The organism is Mesorhizobium sp. M0514, assembly GCF_040321145.1.
GTDB lineage: Bacteria > Pseudomonadota > Alphaproteobacteria > Rhizobiales > Rhizobiaceae > Mesorhizobium.
Genome location: NZ_JAMYQZ010000028.1, coordinates 13,391 through 32,366 on the forward strand (window position 1 = coordinate 13,391; position 18,976 = coordinate 32,366).

The following is an 18,976-nucleotide window of genomic DNA, read 5'->3' on the forward strand; positions in this document are numbered from 1 at the left end:
TTGTTGAACGACGCTTGGCCGTTGTTTATGAAACGGACCGGTTTTCCACAGGCGCCGTGGGCGCCGGGGCATCGATCAGGGCCGTTTCCGGCAATTGCAATGCTGCGGCGATCCGGCGAAGTTTCGTCGGATCGGTGTCCTTGCCGCTCTCTATGTCGGCAATCTCGCTGGTCGACAGACCGCAGGTCAGGGAAAGCTCTTCAATACTGTATCCCTTTGTCTCCCGGATGGCTTTGAGGCCGGGGTGCTCGAGCGCAACGTCGGCCGCCAGCCTGGAGAAGGGTTCGTGTTTTGCAGTTTGGGGCATTGGCAACTCCATGGGGCTAAAGAGTTTTGGATCAAATGATAGGGTGTTGCCTGAGAGCCGGGACAATGCCCGCTTGACGGCGATTTGCCAAGGCCCAAACCGACCGTCACAGCATCGTGAACCGGCGTCAAAACCGCAGGCGCCAGGGCACATATAGGATCTCCGCCCCGATCTCCCAATCAAGTTCTTTTGAAGGGCCGCAGGCCGAAGTGTTCAGCGGTTTTGCGCCGCTCGCGCGTTAGCCTGATGTTGCTGGCAGCCGCATCGGGCCAGCTTTTCCCAAGAGGATCAGATCCATGACATTCAAGACATCAGCCATCGTGCTCGCCACGATTTCAGGCCTCGCTGGCGCGAGCATGGTCGCGGCGCAAGCCGCCGAGGCCGTGCGCATTCGCGGCACGGTGACCGCCTTTGCCGGAGCGACGCTGACGGTGAAGACCCGCGAAGGCGCTACCGACGCCATCGCGCTGGCTGAAGGGTGGAAGATTTCCGGCGTCGCCAAGGCGGATGCCGGGGATATCAAGCAAGGCGATTTCCTCGGCATTGCCTCTGTTTCGAAGGCCGATGGCGGCAGCGGCGCGCTTGAGGTGGTGATCTTCCCGGCCGCGCTGAAGGGCGCCGGCGAAGGCGACCGCCCGTGGGATCTCGAGCCCAACAGCCGGATGACCAACGGCACGGTCGCCGATGTCACCGAGATTGCAGGTCGCACGGTGACGCTGACCTACGACAATGGCCAGAAAAAGCAGATCGCGATCCCGCAGACGACGCCGGTGGTGACCTTCGCGCCGGCGACGCCCGCCGACCTCAAGCCTGGCGCTGTGGTGTTCGTCAACGCCGAGCGCGGCAGCGACGGCAAGCTGACCGCGGGCCGGGTCGTTGTCGGCACCAACGGCGTCATTCCGCCGATGTAAGTTGCCGACGAAGCCGCCAGACACAATCCAGAAACAAAATTCTACAGTCCGGAAAAACTGTCGAAAAGTTCGGAGGCGATAGTCATGACTGCGGGGTTCACCGGGACCGATCTTGCTCGGTGACGGTCAAATTCAGCCCGCGCAGAAAAGGAAACGAAGTCATGAAGAAGTCCCTCCTGTCGGCTCTCGGGCTGGCTTTTGCCCTGGCTGTCTCTCTGCCGCTCATCGGCGCCAGCAGCGCCGACGCAGCATCGCTGCACAAGAAGCATCACCATCATCATCATCACAACAAGCATCACCGCCGTCACCATCACCACCACCACCACCACAAGGTGGAGGCCAAGAAGGCCTGACACGGCCGACTTGCCCAACGGGAAGGCTGGCCCTGGAGTCCTCGCCAAGGCCGCCTTCCCGTTGGTTTTTGCCAGGCGACACGTGGAAAAGCTGAAGGCAGGATTCGATGGCGCCGATGCGCCAGAACGCGAGCAACCACAGGTTGCCAGTTGCAGGACACCCCAGGTCTCTCAATGCCGTCGAACCCGCTAGGACGGCGCCGCGAACGCGAGCACTATTGCGATCAAAATCAAAAGCGGCCCCATCCATTTGAAATGCTTCGCGACCTGCAGCCACCATGGCTGCTGACCTTGCTGGGCCTGAAAAGGACTTTGGAGCAGCCCAAAACCAACGCCTGTCATCCACAGCCCAGCGCAGAACATGATGAACTCGTCGATGTAATTTGCGACCACGCCCGTCTCCTCCGCCGGTACCTTTGGACTGGCGTTATAGTCGCAGCCGGGAGTGGCAGAAAGCGCGGTGCCAAGTGGCGGCAATGACTGCTGCCGCCACCTGACAAGAGCCGGGCGCGGACTCGGTCTTGGCCGGCCATTTGGGCACGCCACGGTGTGACCTTCGCATGGGATGCCGCGCTGCTACGTCAGCGCCCTTCACGCGAAATGCATGATCGATGCCCGCCCGGCCCCGCCAGGCGCCGTCAGTTGGCGAAGGCTAAAAATCGACGTCGCAAAAAAATGCGGAGAAAATTCGAACCACGCATGAACCTTTGCTTTGGAGGCCGCACTAACCCGGCATGGACGCCGATAAGGCGATCCCAACACAGAAGGACGCCATGGTGGCGATCCTCGATCCAGAGAAGGAAATGCTCAAATGACCAACTTCAAGCGCATCACGCTCGCCGCGGCTTTCGTCGTCTCGGCCTTCGGTTCGGCTTCCGTTCCGACCTCGGCTTTCGCCAACGGCACGCATCCCACGGGCGACGGCGGCGCGGTTTGCAAGGGCTCCGGTCATTGCCTGGTGCTCTCGATCGAGTGCAAAGGCACCTATACCGACGCCACGGACAAGAATGGCACTGTCTATGGCAAGTGCAGCCAGACCGCGCAGGTTTCGCCGCAGGCCAAGATCAAGCTCGCCAAGTAATCGGCCGCAGATCAGGGAAATGGCGGCCGTCCGCGGGACGGCCGCCATTTTCTTTTTGTTTTCGTGAATTGTTTTAGCGCCGGCTGAGCAACAGGCTGGCGAGAAGGCCGACCACGACCAACCCAACAGCAGCGGCTGTTGCCGGACGATCGCGCGCCGTCTTTTCGATCGCCCTGCCCTGCTTCCTGATCGCCGGCAGCGCATCGCTGACAAGGTCGGCAAGCTGCCCATAATAGTCCGAAGCGGCATCGCGCCCGTCCTCGTAGTAAGCACCGCCGCGTTTGGCCACGACTTTGCGCAACGCGGCGAGCTCTTTGGAAAGGGTCGCGACCTGCTTTTCGAGATCGAGATCGGAGAGGGTCGAAAGCGATACCATGATTGTTTTCCTTCTTTTTGAGAGAAGGCCAAACGCATGGCCGCAGAACCGGTTCCGGTCTGCTTGCCCGAGGCAGCGGAAAGGTTAGCGCACCTGGTCGAGCAGACGCTTGCACTCCAGGAGGTCAAACAGCGCCTCCTGCAGCAAGGCCCGGTTGTCGCGCGATAGTTTCGACGCGCCGGGCTGGACCGGACCTTCCTCCTCGGTCTTGCCCAGGCCGAAAAAGCGGCGGCTGGGTTTTACCTTGGGCTGGCCGACCAGCATCTCGTCATCCATGCCGCGAGGCTGGGCGGCCGGAGTCAGCGGCACCTGATCGGCCTGCCTGCGCTGCGAGATCGCTTCGACGGCAGCCATGTCGCCATTGCCGATCGCGACCAGGAAATGGTTGCCGTTCTCGCGCAGCAGTTTCTGCACGCCCTTGATCGTGTAACCTTGGTCGTAGAGCATGTGGCGGATGCCCTTGATCAGTTCGACATCCTGCGGCCGGTAGTAGCGGCGGCCGCCGCCGCGCTTCATCGGCTTGATCTGGTTGAAACGGGTTTCCCAGAAGCGCAGCACGTGCTGCGGCAGATCCAGATCCTCCGCGACCTCGCTGATGGTGCGGAAAGCGTCGGGGCTCTTGTCCATGGGCGAAATCCTCACGCTGGACGACGATCCGGCCCAGTCTGCCGAATCGGGCATCATTTCAGCGGTTTATGAAACAATATTCAAGCCCGGCGTCAAAACGGCCCGGCGTTTTCAACCGAAGCCTGCGGCAGAACCTATTTGCCGCCCTTGGCCTTGCTGTTCTGGTGCGAGCGCAGGATACGGCTTTTCAGCACGTTCGACGACTTGAAGGTCATCACCCGGCGCGGCAGGATCGGCACTTCCTCGCCGGTCTTGGGATTGCGGCCGATGCGTTCGTTCTTGGAACGGACGTGGAAGGTGGCGAAGGACGACAGCTTCACCGTCTCGCCGCGTACGATGGCTTCACAGATTTCGTCCAGCACCGCTTCGACGAGTTCTGCCGATTCAGTGCGTGACAAGCCGACCTTACGGTAAACAGCTTCGGCAAGGTCGGCGCGCGTAAGTGTCTTTCCCCCCATGCGACCGTCCCATCAGTTCAAAAAACATAAATCGATACAGGTAAAGGCAGAGCCTAAGTAATTGATCCGGCAAGGTCAAGGACCGAAACCGGACCGTTCGGCACTTACCAGCGAACGAGAACCGCGCCCCAGGTGAAGCCGCCGCCCATCGCTTCCAGGAGCACGAGATCACCCTTCTTGATGCGACCGTCGGCGACGGCCACCGAAAGCGCCAGCGGCACGGAAGCAGCCGAGGTGTTACCGTGCAAATCGACGGTGACCACCACCTTTTGCTCAGCAATCCCGAGCTTCTTGGCCGAAGCGTCAATAATGCGTTTATTGGCCTGATGCGGCACGAACCAGTCGAGGTTGTCGGCGGTTATGCCGGCCTGCGAAAACGTCGCCTCGATGACGTCGGTGATCATGCCGACGGCGTGCTTGAACACTTCGCGGCCTTCCATCCTGAGATGGCCGACCGTGCCGGTGGTCGAGGGACCGCCATCGACGAAAAGCTTGTCCTTGTGGGCGCCGTCGGAGCGCAGACTCATCGCCAGCACGCCACGGTCGGCAATGCCGCCGGTGCCCTCATCCGCTTCCAGCACCAGCGCGCCGGCGCCGTCGCCGAACAACACGCAGGTCGAGCGGTCGCTCCAGTCGAGGATGCGCGAAAAGGTCTCCGCGCCGATCACCAGCACGCGCTTGGCGAGGCCGCCTCTGATGTAGAGGTCGGCGGTGGTCACCGCATAGACGAAGCCCGAGCACACCGCCTGCAGGTCGAAGGCAAAGCCGTGATGCATGCCGAGCCGGTTCTGGATCTCGACGGCGGTCGCCGGAAAGGTGTTGTTGGGCGTCGAGGTCGCCAGCACGATCAGGTCGATGTCGGCAGGCGTAAGACCAGCATTGTCGAGCGCTGCGCGCGCCGCCGCCTCGCCCAGCGACGCCGTCGTCTCGTCATCGGCGGCGATATGGCGCTGGCGGATGCCGGTGCGCTGGGCGATCCACTCGTCCGAGGTCTCGACCATGCCTTCGAAATCGGCATTCTTCATGATGCGGCGGGGCAGCGCAGCACCGGTGCCGCGCACGACTGATCTGATCAAAGCTCTTTCCTATTCCTTTTCGTCGACGGTGGCGTCGGATTTCCTGTTTGCCTGGGCATGCGGGTTGCGCGCATGGAACAGGTCGAGATCGGCCTCGATGCGGTCGATCAGATTGTTGCGCACCATGTCGTAGCCAAGCTCGATGGCCGCCGCGAAACCGTCCGAATCGGCGCCGCCATGGCTCTTTACCACGATGCCGTTCAGACCCAGGAAAACGCCGCCATTGGAGCGGCCCGGATCGAGCTTTTCGCGCAGGCGGTCAAAAGCGCCCTTGGCGAAGACATAGCCGATCCTAGCCATCAGCGTGCGGTTCATCGCGGCGCGCAGATAGCCTGAGATCTGGCGCACAGTGCCTTCTGCCGTCTTGAGCGCGATGTTGCCGGCAAATCCTTCGGTGACGACCACGTCGACCGTGCCCTTGCCGATGTCGTCACCCTCGACGAAGCCATGATAATTCATCGAGGCCATGTTGGCCTCGCGCAGCATGCGCCCGGCTTCCTTGACCTCTTCCTGACCCTTGATCTCCTCGACGCCCACATTGAGCAGGCCGACTTTCGGCCGGTCGATGCCGAACACCGAGCGCGCCATGCCGGTGCCGAGAATGGCAAAGTCGATCAGCTGGTGCGCATCGGCGCCGATGGTGGCGCCGACATCCAGCACCACGCTCTCGCCGCGCATCGTGGGCCAGATCGCCGCGATCGCCGGACGATCGATGGTCGCCATCGTGCGCAGGCAGAATTTCGACATCGCCATCAGCGCGCCGGTATTGCCGGCCGAAATGCAGGCCTGCGCGCTGCCACTCTTGACTGCTTCGACAGCCTTCCACATCGACGACTTCCAGCGGCCGTGGCGCAGCGCCTGGCTCGGCTTGTCGTCCATCCTGACCGCGACTTCGCAATGGTGGAACTCGCTGACCTCGGCCAGTTTGGGAAATTTGGCGAGTTCGGGGCGCACCAATTCCTCGCGCCCATATATGACGAAGCGGATGTCGGGACGCCTGACGGCGACCGTCATGAGTGCCGGGATGACCACGTTTGGCCCGTGATCGCCACCCATGGCATCGATGGAAATCCTGATCACGCGGTCTTTATCTCACTAGCTTGGGCCAGGGCACATGGCCCGCGAAAGAAATACGAAACTCGCGAAATTCGGGGGCTCGCGAAGGTTCGGCGAAAATAGCGGTTTTGGGCAGCCGCACAACCGGCTTTTCTCCGATCTCTTCGTGTTTTAGGATTTTCCAAGCAAGGATCGCAGCTTTTGCTGGAATTCATTCTCGACGGGCTCGTCCGGGCCGGCGGCATCGAGAGAGGCGCCTGCCTTGCGCGGATAGGGATCGATCGCCAGCCCGAAGAACTGTTCGGCGAGCGCGCCGACGTCGATCGTGTCGCCGGAGAATGTTTCCGGGCCGTCTGGCCCGTCGGCGTCGAGCAGGATCTCGCCGCCGCCTTCGAAATCTTGCCGTCCGAGTTTGGATTGTTCGGGCAAGAACAGCGCCTCGACCTCCTCGTCGATATGGGCCGCGACCGGCTCAAGGGTGACGATGCAGGCCTGGGTGATATCAGCCTCGACGCGGCCGCTGACCTTGACGCCATTGCGCTTCCACGGCGCCACCAAAAGCTCAGCACGGTAGTTTTCGACCGAAAGCAGCTCGTGCTCGCGCGCAAGCATTGCGCGCTGCGCGGCGTCGGCGTCGATCACCACCTGCAAACCTTTGTGCGGCAGGCGGCCGACATTGGCCGCAAATGAGACCGGGCTAGGCGTGTCCACATGTTTCATCTTGGTCTCCCCTCCTCACTCCGCTTTCGCGACGGGAAACGCCACGGCACCGGAAACGATCGATTCGGACGGCTGTGCTTCAAGCTGCCTTGCGGCATCGATTACATAGGACGCCAGCGGCAAGGCTTGCGGCCAGGCGCCGGCATCGGGTCTGACATTGCGCGCCAGGGCGGCAGCAAGCGCGTCGCGGTCGCTGCGTTCCAGCGCGTCGTCATAGGCGGCGGTACGGCCGTAGAACATTTTGGCCAGCCTCTTCATGCGCTTGGGCACGCCGACATCGCCAACGCCCAGTTCCCGCAGCGAATGCTCGACATCGAGAAAGAACTCGTCGATCAGCACCTGCGCGACCTCATGCGCGACGCCCTCTTCGCCGCGGAGCCGGTGCTGAAACAGGAACATATGCAGCGACAGCATCTCGAAACGGCCGAGCGGCGTATCCGGCACATTCCAGTGGGAATAAAACACGGTCTGCCGCGCCGCCGCCACGATTTGTGCGTAAAGCGCCTCGGTGATAGCGCGGTTGGCGTTGCGTTCGCGGCCAAAAAGGCGCTGGAACATTGAGGGTGGTCTCCTGGGGACCGATTGTTTGAATGGGCCTTGTTGCATCGGCAAGCAAGCTGGTTTACCGGTTTTGCCGCCCAGCGCAAGTTGCGGCCAGCTAATGGAGTTGTTGTTGCGCGCGCTGAAATTCAAGTCGACTTTTCTGCCTGGGGCCACCGCCGCGGTTTCGCTGGTGCTGGTGGCTTCCGCGCTGTCGGGCTGCAATTCGTCCAAGATGTTCGGCGACCTTAACCCTAGCGAGACGCTGACGCAGGGCTATGTTATCGACCAGCAGGCGGTCGATTCGGTGCCGGTGGGCTCCAGCCGCGAACAGGTGCTTCTGGCGCTCGGCACGCCATCGACGAAAGCCACCTTCGACAATGAGGCGTTCTATTACATTTCGCAGACGCGCAAGCGCTATGTCGCTTTCGACAAGCCGCGCCTGGTCGACCAGAAAGTGCTCGCGGTCTATTTTGGCGAGGACGGGCGCGTCACCCAGATTGCCAATTACGGTCTGAAGGACGGCAAGATTTTCGACTTCATCTCGCGCACCACGCCGACCGGCGGCAAGGACCAGAACTTCCTCAGCCAGATCATCAAAGGCGCCAGCAAACTGGCGCCCCCCATTCCTGGCGGCGGCGCCTAAGAAGCGACCGCCTTCCTCAGATTTTTGCTTCCCCCGAAGCGACACCTTCTCAGGCGACCAAAAGCCCGCGGGAGCGATCCTGCGGGCTTTTGTTTTGAGGTCATGCGGCCGCAACACCCGTCGCGCTTTGCCGCGCGTGGCCTGTTCGGCCGCCGGGCTCCAGCGAGGCGCGGTGCACAGCCGCACTCTGCCGCGCTTCCGAAGGCGTCATGCCGAAATGCCGGCGGAAGGCGTGGTTGAAGGTCGAGAGATCGCCGAAGCCGGCGTCGAAGGCGATGGCGCCGATGGTGCGGTGTGCCAGGCGCAGGTCGGATAGCTTGCTGCAAACCAGCGCCAGCCGCCGGCCAAGCACGAACTGCGACAGCGAGGTACCCTCACCCTCGAACAGCTTTCTGATATAGCGCGCGCTGACGCGGTGGCGCCCGGCCAGCGCGTCGGACCCGACATCGCCGGAAGCCAGATTGCTTTCGATATCGGCTTTGATGGCGCGCAGCCGCGCGGCGCGTATGCCGCGGCCTGCGGCGATCTCGGTGGCGTCCTGCGTTGCCCCGACCACGACCGCGACAAGGTCCTGTATGTGCTTGGCGGCAAGCCAGCGCAATTCGGACGCGGCCAGGTTCGGCTCCTGCATCAGCAGACGGACATAGCTGGTCAGCAGCAAGAACTTTTCGCCCACGCATGACATCGGCGTCATCAGGGCGGCATCCGCATTCGCAGCCATGGGCCCGAACGCTGCCTTGGGGATGGTGATGAAGAGATGATGCGACATCGCCCGCTCGATCACATGCGGATCAGAGGAGGACAGAAGGATTGCCTGGCCGGCCTCGATGCTGGCCTCGCGGCCGAGATGCGAGAAGGTGGCAGCGCCCTCCAGACACATGAAGAAAATGTAATCATCGGTCCCCTTGGCCACGGCGCGGGAACGGATGGTGCGGAAGGCGGTGGTCCTCGATTCGGCAATGCCGACGCCCGGCAGCCGCAGGATGGTCGCGTCGACGGAGAGCTTTTCCTCCGTGACGTTAAAATCCATGTCGGTCACCATCCGGCGCAACAGGTCGCAATAGACGTTTCGCCATTCCGCTCGCGGCCACATGGCGGTCGAAAAGCGCGCATGCGCAAACTCGGGGGGTCGAATAGTCATGGGGTACTCCCAAGCGATTGTCTTCATTTCACTGTCGTTCGTAAGTCGAGGCTCGTTCCATGAACGGCCTCTCATCCGACGGCGGCAATCGGGGGGCAGTGGATGGCTACAATGATTTGCGCACTTGGACAAAAGACTATTTACGAAGCTATGGATGAGCTTTGTTCATTCATGCTAAGGAACCCATGGGCGGGATCGGGTAACGGCAAATGACAAGACGGCTTCCACAACTGGAATCCATTCGTGCTTTCGAGGTCATTGCCCGGCTGGGCAGCTTCAAGCGCGCCGGCGATGAGCTGAATGTTACCCCAAGCGCGCTCAGCCACCGCATCGCCGATCTCGAAGCCGATCTCGGCGTGCTTCTGTTCACCCGCCATGTCCGCCGCGTCGAACTAACGCTTGAAGGCGAAAGATTGTCCGCGGGCGTGCGACGCGCACTGCTGGAAATCCAGAGCACGATCGCGAGTGTCGCGCGCAACGAGCGCACGAGGCTGAGGGTCACCGCCATTCCTTCGCATGCCGTGCGCTGGCTGGCCCCGCGTCTGCACAGGTTTCGCAAAAAGCATCCCGAAACAGAGATCGACATCAATGCGGATCTTGCAGTCGTCGACCTTTCGCAGCGAACAGTCGACATCGCATTGCGTTTCGGCGGCGGACACTATCCGGCCGTCGAGACCGAATGGCTGATGGCAGATGCGATCTTTCCTGTCGTCAGTCCCGACTATCTCGCCGCCAACGGCCCGGTCAGAGACCAGCACGATGTGCTGCGACTGTTCCGCATCCTCGACACGACGGCCGAAAATGACGAGAGCGGCGCCAATTGGCGCCACTGGTTCGAGAGAAACAATCTGCCGCTGGATACGGTTGGCGACGGCATGAATCTGAATGGCACCTTGTTGGCGGTCGAAGCGGCGGCGAGCGGTCTGGGCGTCGCTATCGCGAGGAAGTCGCTGGTCGAGAGCGATTTGCGGACCGGCAGGCTCGTCCGCCTCCTGACGACGGACATACCGACGAACTGGAACCACTACGTCGTCGTCCACCCGTCCATCTCCGCCTGGGAGCCTGCCAGATCGTTCATCAACTGGCTGAAGGCGGAAGCCGGCGACAACACCGGCGCCGGTTGACCTCGGCGGCCGTCCAGGAGCTCTCATCGGAAGGCGTCGGGGCTCACGGACTCATCGTATCGGCCAGTTGCTCATCCTTGCGGCCCGACTGGTTCGCCGCCTTGGCGGCAAGCGCTGCCGCCATCTGGCTCTCCAGCTCGCGCAGCTTGGCGTCGAGTGTCGCCATGCCGCCCCAGGCGAATGTCGCGCGGTATAGCGGTGCGATCTCGGGCGTCAGGAATTCGACCAGGGTTTCGTCCTCGACCCAGACCTTGAGCACCTTGAACAGGCGGGCATCGATCAGCTCGCTATGCCAGCCCATGCGGGCGGCAATGCCCTGGATGGTTTCGGTCGAATTGGGCGTGCTGAGCAGCACATGCGAGCCGGAGCGCAGGCGCATGTTCGGGTCGAAGCCGATGCCGAGCGGCGCTTGCTGGTCCAGAACCGTGCCGCACGGCAGGATTTCGATCAGCGAGCCGAAATCGTCGCCGAGGCAGACAAACCATGCCCCCTCAGGAAATGGCGGCGACGGCGCACGAACCGCGGTGGCGACAAGCATTTCGGCAAGGACGCTGGCGACGGCCTGCGGATCGCGGGCGTTGAATGAAGCGTGATGCAGCATGGCAATACTCCTGTTTTCAACGGCGGCGGCCGGCAGAAGTGCCGACCCATGCCGCGGCGTTCCGTAAAAACTGAATCACCGGCTGAGCGTCAGGATGACCGCGGCAAACAGGCAGGCGTATTCGGCCAGTCCAAGCACTAGGCGCAAATTGTGGTTGGCCGCCCAGCTGTCGCGCGTCTGCGCCCAATCATCGGGGATGGTCACCGGCGTCCAGCTCTGCACCTGTTTGTTGAGCGGCACCTGACGGCTGACGGTGAAGCCAATGTCGATCACCACCAGCGCCGCGGCGACGATGGTCAGGATGCGCGGCAGGCCGGCATCGACCGCAAACATCGCCATCGCCGCGATCAGCACCAGCGTCGTCAGCCTGACGAACGGCATCACCCGGGTAAACGTCCGGTCGCGCATCTGATGCATGGCCATGTACTGGCCGGCGGTAAGATCATCGATGCGAAAATCGTGGATTACGCCCGAGACGTAGATGCCGGCAATAATTCCAGCCAGCGCAAGCGAAGCCGCCATCAAGAAAATGTCCATGTCTTTTCCCTGCCCGAATGTCGTTTCCCTGGCCAAAATCGCCGCAGAGGCGAGCCCGACACCGCGCCTATTGCAATGTCCTGGCCAATGGCCGGGGTATTAAAGCAGGCGGACGGTCCGGGCTTGGGTAGGATGGAACGATGTTTTGGGCAATGCGGCCCTCCGATTGCGTCGGAAACATCAAGTGCCGTGAGGTCGAAACCCATCAGCAATCTTGACGCGTACTTGCCAGCGACCGGTCAAATTCGTATCAGACCGTGCTGGCCAATGGCGCATCACGCTGAATTGGGAGGAGCATCCGTGCCGGAAAAAACCCGGACAAAACCGACAGGCTGGATGGCGACCGGAACGGCTGACAGCCAAGTGGTCACGCCTGACTGGATGCCCATCGAGCCGGTGACGATCGATGGCGTGAGGGTCAAGGAGATCAGGCCGGTCGCAACCTCCACCGGCTATCTGACCGAGATCTTTCGCCAGGAGTGGGAGCTCGATTCGGAGCCGGTCGGCCAGGTCTTCCAACGCACCTTGTATCCCGGCGCGGTGACGGGCTGGCATGCCCATGCGGTGACGACCGACCGGCTGTTCTGCTGCGTCGGCAGCGTTCGCATTTCGCTGTTTGACGGACGCAAGGCCTCGCCGACCTTCGGCGCCGTCTGGCACAAGATTATCGGCCCGTTGCGCCCGGCGGTCGTCATCATTCCACCCGGAATATGGCACGGTGTTGTTTCGCTCGGAGCGGAGACGGCGGTGCTGCTCAACCTCGTCGACAAGGCCTATGCCTACGATCAGCCCGACCATTGGCGCCTGCCGCCAGACACCGACCACATTCCCTACAGACTGGTGTAGCGTGGAAGCATCGGCGCAGCGCGATCAGGCCGGCGGCGAACCGCTGGTTTCGATCGTGATCGCGACGCACAACCGGCCGGCAGCACTGCGGCAGGCATTGACCAGCGTCATGCGCCAGACGTTGCAAGACTGGGAAGCCTTGGTCATTGGCGACGGTTGCAGGCCGGATACGGCGGCCGTTGTCGCTGAATTTGACGATGCCCGCATCGTCTACATCGATCTTCCTGTCAATTTCGGCGAACAGTCCGGTCCCAACAATATCGGCTTTGCCAGGGCGCGTGGCCGCTTCGTCGCCTTGCTCAACCACGACGATCTGTGGTTTCCCGACCATTTGGCGGCGATGACCGGCTGGATCGACGCCTCGGGCGCCGACGTGGTGCTGGCGCGCGGTGCCGTCATCCAGCCGCCGTCGGCGGCCGGCAATCCTGTCAATTCGATCTTCGGGATCGGCAAGGATGGTTTTTACGACCCCGTCACGACGGAAGGATTTGGCTCGGCACACATGTTTCGCCGCGCTTCGTTCAGCCTGCTCGGACCTTGGCGACCCGCCAGCCAGTGCTTTTGCGAAAGCTCGCAGGACTGGCTGTTTCGGGCATGGCGAAAGGGCGCGGTGATCGCGACGATGCCGCACCTCACCGTGATCAAGCTGCATTCCGGCATACGCAAGGGCTCCTATCTCGGCGACAATGCGCAGGAACAGAAGGATCTTCTGGACGCCATGCAGACGCCGGACGCCTTGCGCGTGAAAATCCTTGGCTGCGCGGGCGAACCCATTCGCCTGGCGGCATCGAGTTATCTCAGGCGCAGGCTGATGGCGGCTCTTGGCATCCATCCCCGCGCCCGCGCCTTCCGCCGCAAGTACAAGCGAGGCGCTTTCGTCGCCAAGCTGCGGCGCCTGCGTGGCCTGGCGCCGATGCCTGAGCGCGAGCCTGGCGTGAGCGAATTGCTCGATCGCTACAGCAAGCGTGGCGATGCCGGCAGCGAGCCGGGTGAGGTCTGAACAGACCCCCGCATGAATCTCAAACAAAAACCCGCGGGATCGCTCCGCGGGTTTTTTCTTGAATCAGTGGCTTTGCCTCAGCCGTGCGCGAGCACGGCCAGCAGCAGAAGCGCCACGATGTTGGTGATCTTGATTGCCGGGTTGACCGCCGGGCCGGCGGTGTCCTTGTAGGGATCGCCAACCGTGTCGCCGGTGACCGAAGCCTTGTGCGCTTCGGACCCCTTGAGGTGCTTGACGCCGTCCTTGTCGACAAAACCGTCCTCGAACGACTTCTTGGCATTGTCCCAGGCGCCGCCGCCCGAAGTCATCGAGATGGCGACGAACAGGCCGTTGACGATGACGCCGAGCAACGAGGCGCCGAGTGCCGCAAAGGCGGACGCCTTGGAGCCCGAGATCAGCTGCACGCCGAAATAGACGACGAGCGGCGCCAGCACCGGCAGCAGCGAGGGGATGATCATTTCCCGGATCGCCGCCTTGGTCAGAAGGTCGACGGCCCGGGCATAGTTCGGCTTGGAGGTGCCGGCCATGATGCCCGGATCCTCGCGGAACTGCTTGCGCACTTCCTCGACGATGGCGCCGGCCGCACGGCCGACCGCCGTCATGGCGATGCCGCCGAACAGATACGGGATCAGACCGCCGAAGATCAGGCCGGCTACGACGTAGGGATTGGAGAGGTCGAAGGAGACATCGCCCATGCCCTGGAAGTACGGATATTTGTCGCCATTGGCGGCAAAGAACTTCAAATCGTTCGAATAGGCCGCAAACAGCACCAGCGCGCCGAGGCCGGCCGAACCGATGGCATAGCCCTTGGTCACCGCCTTGGTGGTGTTGCCGACCGCGTCGAGCGCGTCGGTGGAGTGGCGCACTTCCTTGGGTAGGCCGGCCATTTCGGCAATGCCGCCGGCATTGTCGGTGACCGGGCCGAAGGCGTCGAGGGCGACGATCATGCCGGCAAGGCCGAGCATGGTGGTGACCGCGATCGCCGTGCCGAACAGGCCGGCGAGCTGGTAGGTCGAGATGATGCCGCCGACGATGACGATTGCCGGCAGTGCGGTCGATTCGAGCGACACCGCAAGTCCCTGGATGACGTTGGTGCCGTGACCGGTCACCGAGGCCTGGGCGATGGAGTTCACCGGGCGCTTGTTGGTGCCGGTATAGTATTCGGTGATCACCACGATAAGACCGGTCACAACGAGACCGATCAGGCCGCAGATGAACAGGTTCTTGCCGATGATGGTCATGCCGGCGACGGTGCCGACCTCGCCCCAGCCGACGGTTGCCGAGGTAGCGACACCGAGACCGACGATCGACAGCAGGCCGGTGACGATCAGGCCTTTGTAGAGGGCGCCCATGATCGAGCCGTTGGAACCGAGCTTGACGAAGAAGGTGCCGACGATCGAGGTCAGGATACAGGCGCCGCAGATGGCGAGCGGATAGAGCATCGCCGCACCCAGAGCGGCGGTTCCGCCGAAGAAGATGGCAGCCAGCACCATGGTGGCAACGACGGTCACCGCATAGGTCTCGAAGAGGTCGGCGGCCATGCCGGCGCAATCACCGACATTATCGCCGACATTGTCGGCGATGGTGGCCGGGTTGCGCGGATCGTCTTCGGGAATACCGGCTTCGACCTTGCCCACGAGATCGCCGCCGACGTCGGCGCCCTTGGTGAAGATGCCGCCGCCCAGACGGGCGAAGATCGAGATCAGCGAAGCGCCGAAGCCGAGCGAAACCAGCGCATCGATGACGATGCGGTCATTGGGCTGCAGGCCCATCGGGCCGGTCAGAATATAGTAGTAAATCGACACGCCGAGCAGCGCCAGGCCAGCCACCAGCATACCGGTGATGGCGCCCGACTTGAAGGCGATGTCGAGACCGGCGGCGAGGCTGTTGGACGCCGCCTGCGCGGTGCGCACATTGGCGCGCACCGAGACGTGCATGCCGATGAAACCGGCGGCGCCCGAAAGCACGGCGCCGATCAGGAAGCCGACCGCGGCGGTGATCGAGAGCAGCCACCAGGCGAGCACGAGCACGACCACGCCGACGATGGCGATGGTGGTGTACTGGCGCGCCAGATAGGCCTGCGCGCCTTCGCGGATGGCGGCGGAGATTTCCTGCATGCGTGCATTGCCCTGATCGGCTGCAAGAACCGATCGTGTCGCCCAGATGGCGTAAAGGATTGAAAGCAAGCCGCAGGCGATGACGGCAGAAATGATGGTCATTGCCGAATTTTCCTCGATTGATGGCCCAAAAGAACCCCTCCCTGGGCCGTTGGTGCGGGGAGCGGATAAGCCTAGGCGGAATCCGTCCTTCGCAGCGGTGTATGCGAAACAGGGCTCGGAACGTCAAGATATTGTTCGGTTTTTGCCCCGCTTTCAGCCAAAAGGTTTAGGCCACAACATTCCCATTGCCGATGCCCTGCTATTAGATCGATTGAAATGACGCCGCGTCAGTCAATGCTTTGCCCGCAGTCCAGCGAAGGTCAGTCGCCAGTCTCCTGCCCCATCTTGCGCGCGGTGTAGCGCTCGATGGCGGACAGTCCGTCATAGATCAGCACCGCCAGCGCCGCGACGATCAGGCCGCCTTGCAGGACGAAGGCGAGATTGTTGGATAGCAGGCCGGCGATGATCACCTCGCCCAGCGTCTTGGCGGCAACCGTCGAGCCGATCGTCGCCGTGGCCAGGCTGATCACCACCGACAGCCTTATTCCGCCCAGAATGATCGCGGCGCTCAGCGGCAATTCGACCTTGACCAGTCTTTGCCAGCCCGTCATGCCGGCGCCGCGCGCGGCCTCCATGATGTTGCCCGGCAGCGTTGTGAGGCCGGTCAGCGCGTTCTCGAAGATCGGCAGCAGGCCGTAGAGGAACAGCGCAATCAGCGTCGGCTTCTCGCCGAAACCGACGGCGGGCACCGCCAGCGCCAGCACCGCCACCGGCGGAAAGGTCTGGCCGATATTGACCAGACTGCGCGACAGCGGCAGGAATTCGGCGCCCGCCGGCCTGGTCACCAGGATGGCAAGCGCCACGGCAACGATGGCAGCGGCGACGGTAGCGATCAGCACGGTCCTGAGATGCAGCAGGGTCAGCGTCAGCAGGCTGCCCTGATTGTAGATCGCCGGCGCATTGTTTTCGGTCAGCGGCTTCAACAGCGGCTCGAACCAGCCGGGATTGGTGACGAAGGCTATGAGAAGCACCACCAGGGCAAGCCTGAGCAGCGAAGGCAGCCAGGCTTTTAGACCGGCCCCTTTCATGCCGGCCTCGCCGCGCGCTTCACCAGCCCGTCGACGGTGACGCGGCCGAGCAGCTTGCCGTCTTCGCCCTTGACCGGCAGCGCCGGCCGGCCCGACCACAGAAGCTCGGCCAGCGCGTCGCGCTGGCTGGCGTCGCCTGGGATCGCCTCGCCTTCGGCAGTCCCCTTTTCCACGGCGTCGCGCACGCGGCCGAGCGACAAGAGCCGGAACGGCTTTTCGCTGGCGCCGACCAGGGTTTCGACGAAGGCGTTCGCCGGCCGCGCCAGGATCTCTTCCGGCTTGGCGTATTGCACCAGCTTTCCGGCATCCATGACGGCGATCTTGTCGCCCATGTGGACCGCCTCCTCCATGTCGTGGGTAACGAGGATGATGGTGGTGCCGAAGCGCTTCTGGATTGCCAGCAGGTCCTCCTGCGCCTTGGTGCGGATGATCGGGTCGAGTGCGCCGAACGGTTCGTCCATCAGAAGCACATTGGGCTCGGCGGCGAGCGCGCGGGCGACGCCGACACGCTGCTGTTGCCCGCCGGACAGTTCGTGCGGGTAGCGCGGGCCATAGGCCTCGGGGTCGAGCTGGTAGAGTGTCATCAACTCATCGACGCGGGCCTTGATGCGGTCCTTGTCCCAGCCCAGCAGGACCGGCACGGTGGCGATGTTCTGCGCAACGGTGCGGTGCGGGAACAGGCCGTGGCCCTGGATAGCGTAGCCGATGCTGCGGCGCAGCTCGTAGCCGGGCAGCGTGCGGTTGTCGTTGCCGTCGAGCTTGATGACGCCGGCGGTCGGCTCGACCAGCCGGTTGATCATTCGCAGCAGCGTCGTCTTGCCGGAACCGGAGGTACCGACAATGACGCAAACCGTACGCGGCTCGACGACCATGGACACGTCGTTGACCACGGTCGTCGCGTCATAGCGCTTGGTAATGCCTTCGATCTCGATCATGCCGTTTCAACCCTGCGCCTGGTGGCGGTCATTTCGATCACTGCGTCGAGGATGATGGCCGCGGCGAAGGCCAGCGCTACCGTCGGCACGGCGCCGAGCAGCACCAGGTCCATTGCGGTCTGGCCGACGCCCTGGAAGACGAAGACGCCAAAGCCGCCGCCGCCGATCAGTGCGGCGATGGTGGCCAGGCCGATGTTCTGCACCAGCACGATGCGGATGCCGGTGAGGATCACCGGAAAGGCCAGCGGAAACTCGACGCCGAACAGGCGCTGGCCATCGGTCATGCCCATGCCGCGCGCTGCATCATTGGCCGCGCGGGGTACGCCGGCAAGCCCGACCACGGTGTTGGCCACCACCGGCAGCAGCGAATAGAGGAACAAAGCCACGAAGGCGGGCGCGGTGCCGATGCCTCTGATACCGAGCGCTGCGGCACCCGGAACATGCGCGGCGACCCAGCCTAGCGGCGCGATCAGCAGGCCGAACAGCGCGATCGAGGGTATGGTCTGGACGATGTTGAGCACATTGAGCACGCCGGCCCGCAACCGTTCGACGCGGTGGCACAGGATGCCGAGCGGCAGGCCGACGATCACCGCCGCCGCCAGCGAACCCAGCGCCAGTGTGATGTGCTTGGAGCCTTCGGCCCAGAAACTATCGGCGCGGTTTGCATATTCCTTGAGGAGCGACAGGCTGTCCCACTGCCCCGATATCAGCAACGAGCCGATGGCCAGCGCCGCGAGGACGAGCACGCCGATGCGGGCAGGTGGCGACAGGTTGAGCCTGGTCAGCACGTCGGCGAGCAACAATGTGAAGGCAAAGATCAACAGCCAGAACCCGGAAGCCGGCGAGATGCGGGCGAAGGTGTTGCCGGCCGGCGTCAGGAAGGTGCCGGCGACACCGATCAGGATGGCAAGGGCGGCGAGCGCCACGACGCTTGCGGCCAGGCGCAGGACAAGCGGGGTCTTCAGCAAGGCAACAATTGCGGCCACGACGACGACTGCCAGCAGCAGCGGCCCGATCGTTGCGGGCAACGCCTCCAGCATCGAGCGCGCCTGACCGGGGACGATACGATTGGCGCGGAAGGTGGCGAACGGGGCCAGAAACGCCGCATAGGCAACGATCGCCGCGATAACCATGCCGAGCTTGTCGAAACGCAGGGTCATGGATGCCCCTCATGAGGAGCGATTTTCCACGTTGCGCAGACTACGCTGGTGATCGGCGAAAGCCGACGCGAAATCCGATCTCCCCCTTTGCGGGGGAGATGGCCGGCAGGCCAGAGGGGGGTGTGAAGGATCGCCAGCTTTCGAGCGTCGGCCTGTTCAGAAGCAACCCTGTCGAGGCACGCACCTGCTACCGGTTGTGAGGTCGGCGGGACAGCACCCCCCTCTGTCCTGCCG

General features: G+C 63.0%; 24 protein-coding genes. 8 read left to right on the forward strand and 16 right to left on the reverse strand.

Annotated features, from left to right (window positions below):
• Window positions 1-25: 25 nt before the first annotated feature.
• The gene (locus NKI61_RS13935; protein ID WP_023689492.1) at window positions 26-307 is read right to left on the reverse strand and encodes a helix-turn-helix domain-containing protein; all 282 of its coding nucleotides are present in this window, start codon (window positions 305-307) and stop codon (window positions 26-28) included.
• Between the two features lie 296 nt (window positions 308-603).
• Between NKI61_RS13935 and NKI61_RS13940 the strand changes: the two genes are divergently transcribed.
• Complete coding sequence (locus NKI61_RS13940; protein ID WP_023669379.1) at window positions 604-1,218, forward strand: hypothetical protein; 615 nt, start codon at window positions 604-606, stop codon at window positions 1,216-1,218.
• Between the two features lie 161 nt (window positions 1,219-1,379).
• Window positions 1,380-1,571 carry a hypothetical protein gene (locus tag NKI61_RS13945; RefSeq protein WP_081732515.1) on the forward strand — a complete coding sequence of 64 codons (192 nt, stop codon included), beginning with the start codon at window positions 1,380-1,382 and terminating at the stop codon, window positions 1,569-1,571.
• A gap of 189 nt (window positions 1,572-1,760) precedes the next feature.
• Here NKI61_RS13945 and NKI61_RS13950 read toward each other — a convergent pair whose 3' ends face one another.
• Window positions 1,761-1,964 (reverse strand): hypothetical protein, encoded by a 204-nt coding sequence (locus NKI61_RS13950; RefSeq protein WP_023697438.1) that lies wholly within the window; start codon window positions 1,962-1,964, stop codon window positions 1,761-1,763.
• A 418-nt stretch (window positions 1,965-2,382) separates the two neighbouring features.
• Here NKI61_RS13950 and NKI61_RS13955 point away from each other — a divergent pair, with 418 nt between their 5' ends.
• On the forward strand, window positions 2,383-2,652 hold the full coding sequence (locus NKI61_RS13955) for a hypothetical protein (RefSeq protein WP_023715401.1): 270 nt from the start codon (window positions 2,383-2,385) through the stop codon (window positions 2,650-2,652).
• 73 nt (window positions 2,653-2,725) lie between these two features.
• Here the strand turns inward: NKI61_RS13955 and NKI61_RS13960 are convergent, their stop codons facing one another.
• The 7 genes from NKI61_RS13960 to NKI61_RS13990 form a co-directional block, all read right to left on the reverse strand.
• Window positions 2,726-3,028 (reverse strand): hypothetical protein, encoded by a 303-nt coding sequence (locus tag NKI61_RS13960; RefSeq protein WP_023669375.1) that lies wholly within the window; start codon window positions 3,026-3,028, stop codon window positions 2,726-2,728.
• Between the two features lie 84 nt (window positions 3,029-3,112).
• On the reverse strand, window positions 3,113-3,655 hold the full coding sequence (locus NKI61_RS13965) for a MerR family transcriptional regulator (RefSeq protein ID WP_023669374.1): 543 nt from the start codon (window positions 3,653-3,655) through the stop codon (window positions 3,113-3,115).
• Between the two features lie 134 nt (window positions 3,656-3,789).
• Window positions 3,790-4,113 carry an integration host factor subunit alpha gene (locus tag NKI61_RS13970; protein ID WP_006201891.1) on the reverse strand — a complete coding sequence of 108 codons (324 nt, stop codon included), beginning with the start codon at window positions 4,111-4,113 and terminating at the stop codon, window positions 3,790-3,792.
• Window positions 4,114-4,217: 104 nt separating this feature from the next.
• Window positions 4,218-5,189, reverse strand: coding sequence for a beta-ketoacyl-ACP synthase III (locus NKI61_RS13975; RefSeq protein WP_352839810.1), 972 nt, complete (start codon window positions 5,187-5,189; stop codon window positions 4,218-4,220).
• A 9-nt stretch (window positions 5,190-5,198) separates the two neighbouring features.
• Window positions 5,199-6,269: a phosphate acyltransferase PlsX gene (plsX, locus tag NKI61_RS13980; RefSeq protein ID WP_023669372.1), complete on the reverse strand. Its 1,071-nt coding sequence runs from the start codon at window positions 6,267-6,269 to the stop codon at window positions 5,199-5,201.
• A gap of 147 nt (window positions 6,270-6,416) precedes the next feature.
• Window positions 6,417-6,965, reverse strand: a complete 549-nt coding sequence (locus tag NKI61_RS13985; RefSeq protein ID WP_023682378.1) for a YceD family protein — start codon at window positions 6,963-6,965, stop codon at window positions 6,417-6,419.
• A 15-nt stretch (window positions 6,966-6,980) separates the two neighbouring features.
• A complete protein-coding gene (locus NKI61_RS13990) occupies window positions 6,981-7,523 on the reverse strand; it encodes a ubiquinol-cytochrome C chaperone family protein (RefSeq protein WP_023669369.1) in 543 nt (180 codons plus the stop codon).
• Window positions 7,524-7,638: 115 nt separating this feature from the next.
• On the opposite strand from NKI61_RS13990, the gene NKI61_RS13995 reads away from it, so the two are divergent.
• Window positions 7,639-8,151: an outer membrane protein assembly factor BamE gene (locus NKI61_RS13995; RefSeq protein ID WP_023669368.1), complete on the forward strand. Its 513-nt coding sequence runs from the start codon at window positions 7,639-7,641 to the stop codon at window positions 8,149-8,151.
• A gap of 100 nt (window positions 8,152-8,251) precedes the next feature.
• Here the strand turns inward: NKI61_RS13995 and NKI61_RS14000 are convergent, their stop codons facing one another.
• Window positions 8,252-9,292, reverse strand: coding sequence for a helix-turn-helix domain-containing protein (locus tag NKI61_RS14000; RefSeq protein WP_352839811.1), 1,041 nt, complete (start codon window positions 9,290-9,292; stop codon window positions 8,252-8,254).
• 209 nt (window positions 9,293-9,501) lie between these two features.
• Between NKI61_RS14000 and NKI61_RS14005 the strand changes: the two genes are divergently transcribed.
• The gene (locus tag NKI61_RS14005; RefSeq protein WP_023682380.1) at window positions 9,502-10,416 is read left to right on the forward strand and encodes a LysR substrate-binding domain-containing protein; all 915 of its coding nucleotides are present in this window, start codon (window positions 9,502-9,504) and stop codon (window positions 10,414-10,416) included.
• 43 nt (window positions 10,417-10,459) lie between these two features.
• Here NKI61_RS14005 and NKI61_RS14010 read toward each other — a convergent pair whose 3' ends face one another.
• Both NKI61_RS14010 and NKI61_RS14015 read right to left on the reverse strand, forming a co-directional pair.
• Entirely contained in the window at window positions 10,460-11,017 is a 558-nt protein-coding gene (locus tag NKI61_RS14010) for a hypothetical protein (RefSeq protein WP_023682381.1), read from the reverse strand.
• 75 nt (window positions 11,018-11,092) lie between these two features.
• Window positions 11,093-11,554, reverse strand: a complete 462-nt coding sequence (locus tag NKI61_RS14015; protein WP_023669364.1) for an anthrone oxygenase family protein — start codon at window positions 11,552-11,554, stop codon at window positions 11,093-11,095.
• Window positions 11,555-11,854: 300 nt separating this feature from the next.
• Between NKI61_RS14015 and NKI61_RS14020 the strand changes: the two genes are divergently transcribed.
• Both NKI61_RS14020 and NKI61_RS14025 read left to right on the forward strand, forming a co-directional pair.
• Complete coding sequence (locus NKI61_RS14020; protein ID WP_245260844.1) at window positions 11,855-12,400, forward strand: dTDP-4-dehydrorhamnose 3,5-epimerase family protein; 546 nt, start codon at window positions 11,855-11,857, stop codon at window positions 12,398-12,400.
• 1 nt (window position 12,401) lies between these two features.
• On the forward strand, window positions 12,402-13,400 hold the full coding sequence (locus NKI61_RS14025) for a glycosyltransferase family 2 protein (RefSeq protein WP_023734148.1): 999 nt from the start codon (window positions 12,402-12,404) through the stop codon (window positions 13,398-13,400).
• 77 nt (window positions 13,401-13,477) lie between these two features.
• Here the strand turns inward: NKI61_RS14025 and NKI61_RS14030 are convergent, their stop codons facing one another.
• Complete coding sequence (locus NKI61_RS14030) at window positions 13,478-15,619, reverse strand: sodium-translocating pyrophosphatase (protein ID WP_023689501.1); 2,142 nt, start codon at window positions 15,617-15,619, stop codon at window positions 13,478-13,480.
• Between NKI61_RS14030 and NKI61_RS14035 the strand changes: the two genes are divergently transcribed.
• A complete protein-coding gene (locus tag NKI61_RS14035; protein WP_156933240.1) occupies window positions 15,609-15,839 on the forward strand; it encodes a hypothetical protein in 231 nt (76 codons plus the stop codon). The genes NKI61_RS14030 and NKI61_RS14035 overlap by 11 nt on opposite strands.
• 40 nt (window positions 15,840-15,879) lie before the next feature.
• On the opposite strand, the gene NKI61_RS14040 is transcribed toward NKI61_RS14035, so the two are convergent.
• From NKI61_RS14040 to NKI61_RS14050, 3 genes are read right to left on the reverse strand one after another with little or no spacing between them, the layout of a single operon-like run.
• The gene (locus NKI61_RS14040; protein ID WP_031196635.1) at window positions 15,880-16,647 is read right to left on the reverse strand and encodes an ABC transporter permease; all 768 of its coding nucleotides are present in this window, start codon (window positions 16,645-16,647) and stop codon (window positions 15,880-15,882) included.
• Entirely contained in the window at window positions 16,644-17,582 is a 939-nt protein-coding gene (locus tag NKI61_RS14045) for an ABC transporter ATP-binding protein (protein ID WP_023819344.1), read from the reverse strand. Before NKI61_RS14045 ends, NKI61_RS14040 begins: the two co-directional genes overlap by 4 nt.
• Entirely contained in the window at window positions 17,579-18,742 is a 1,164-nt protein-coding gene (locus NKI61_RS14050) for an ABC transporter permease (protein ID WP_352839814.1), read from the reverse strand. Before NKI61_RS14050 ends, NKI61_RS14045 begins: the two co-directional genes overlap by 4 nt.
• Between the last annotated feature and the right edge of the window lie 234 nt (window positions 18,743-18,976).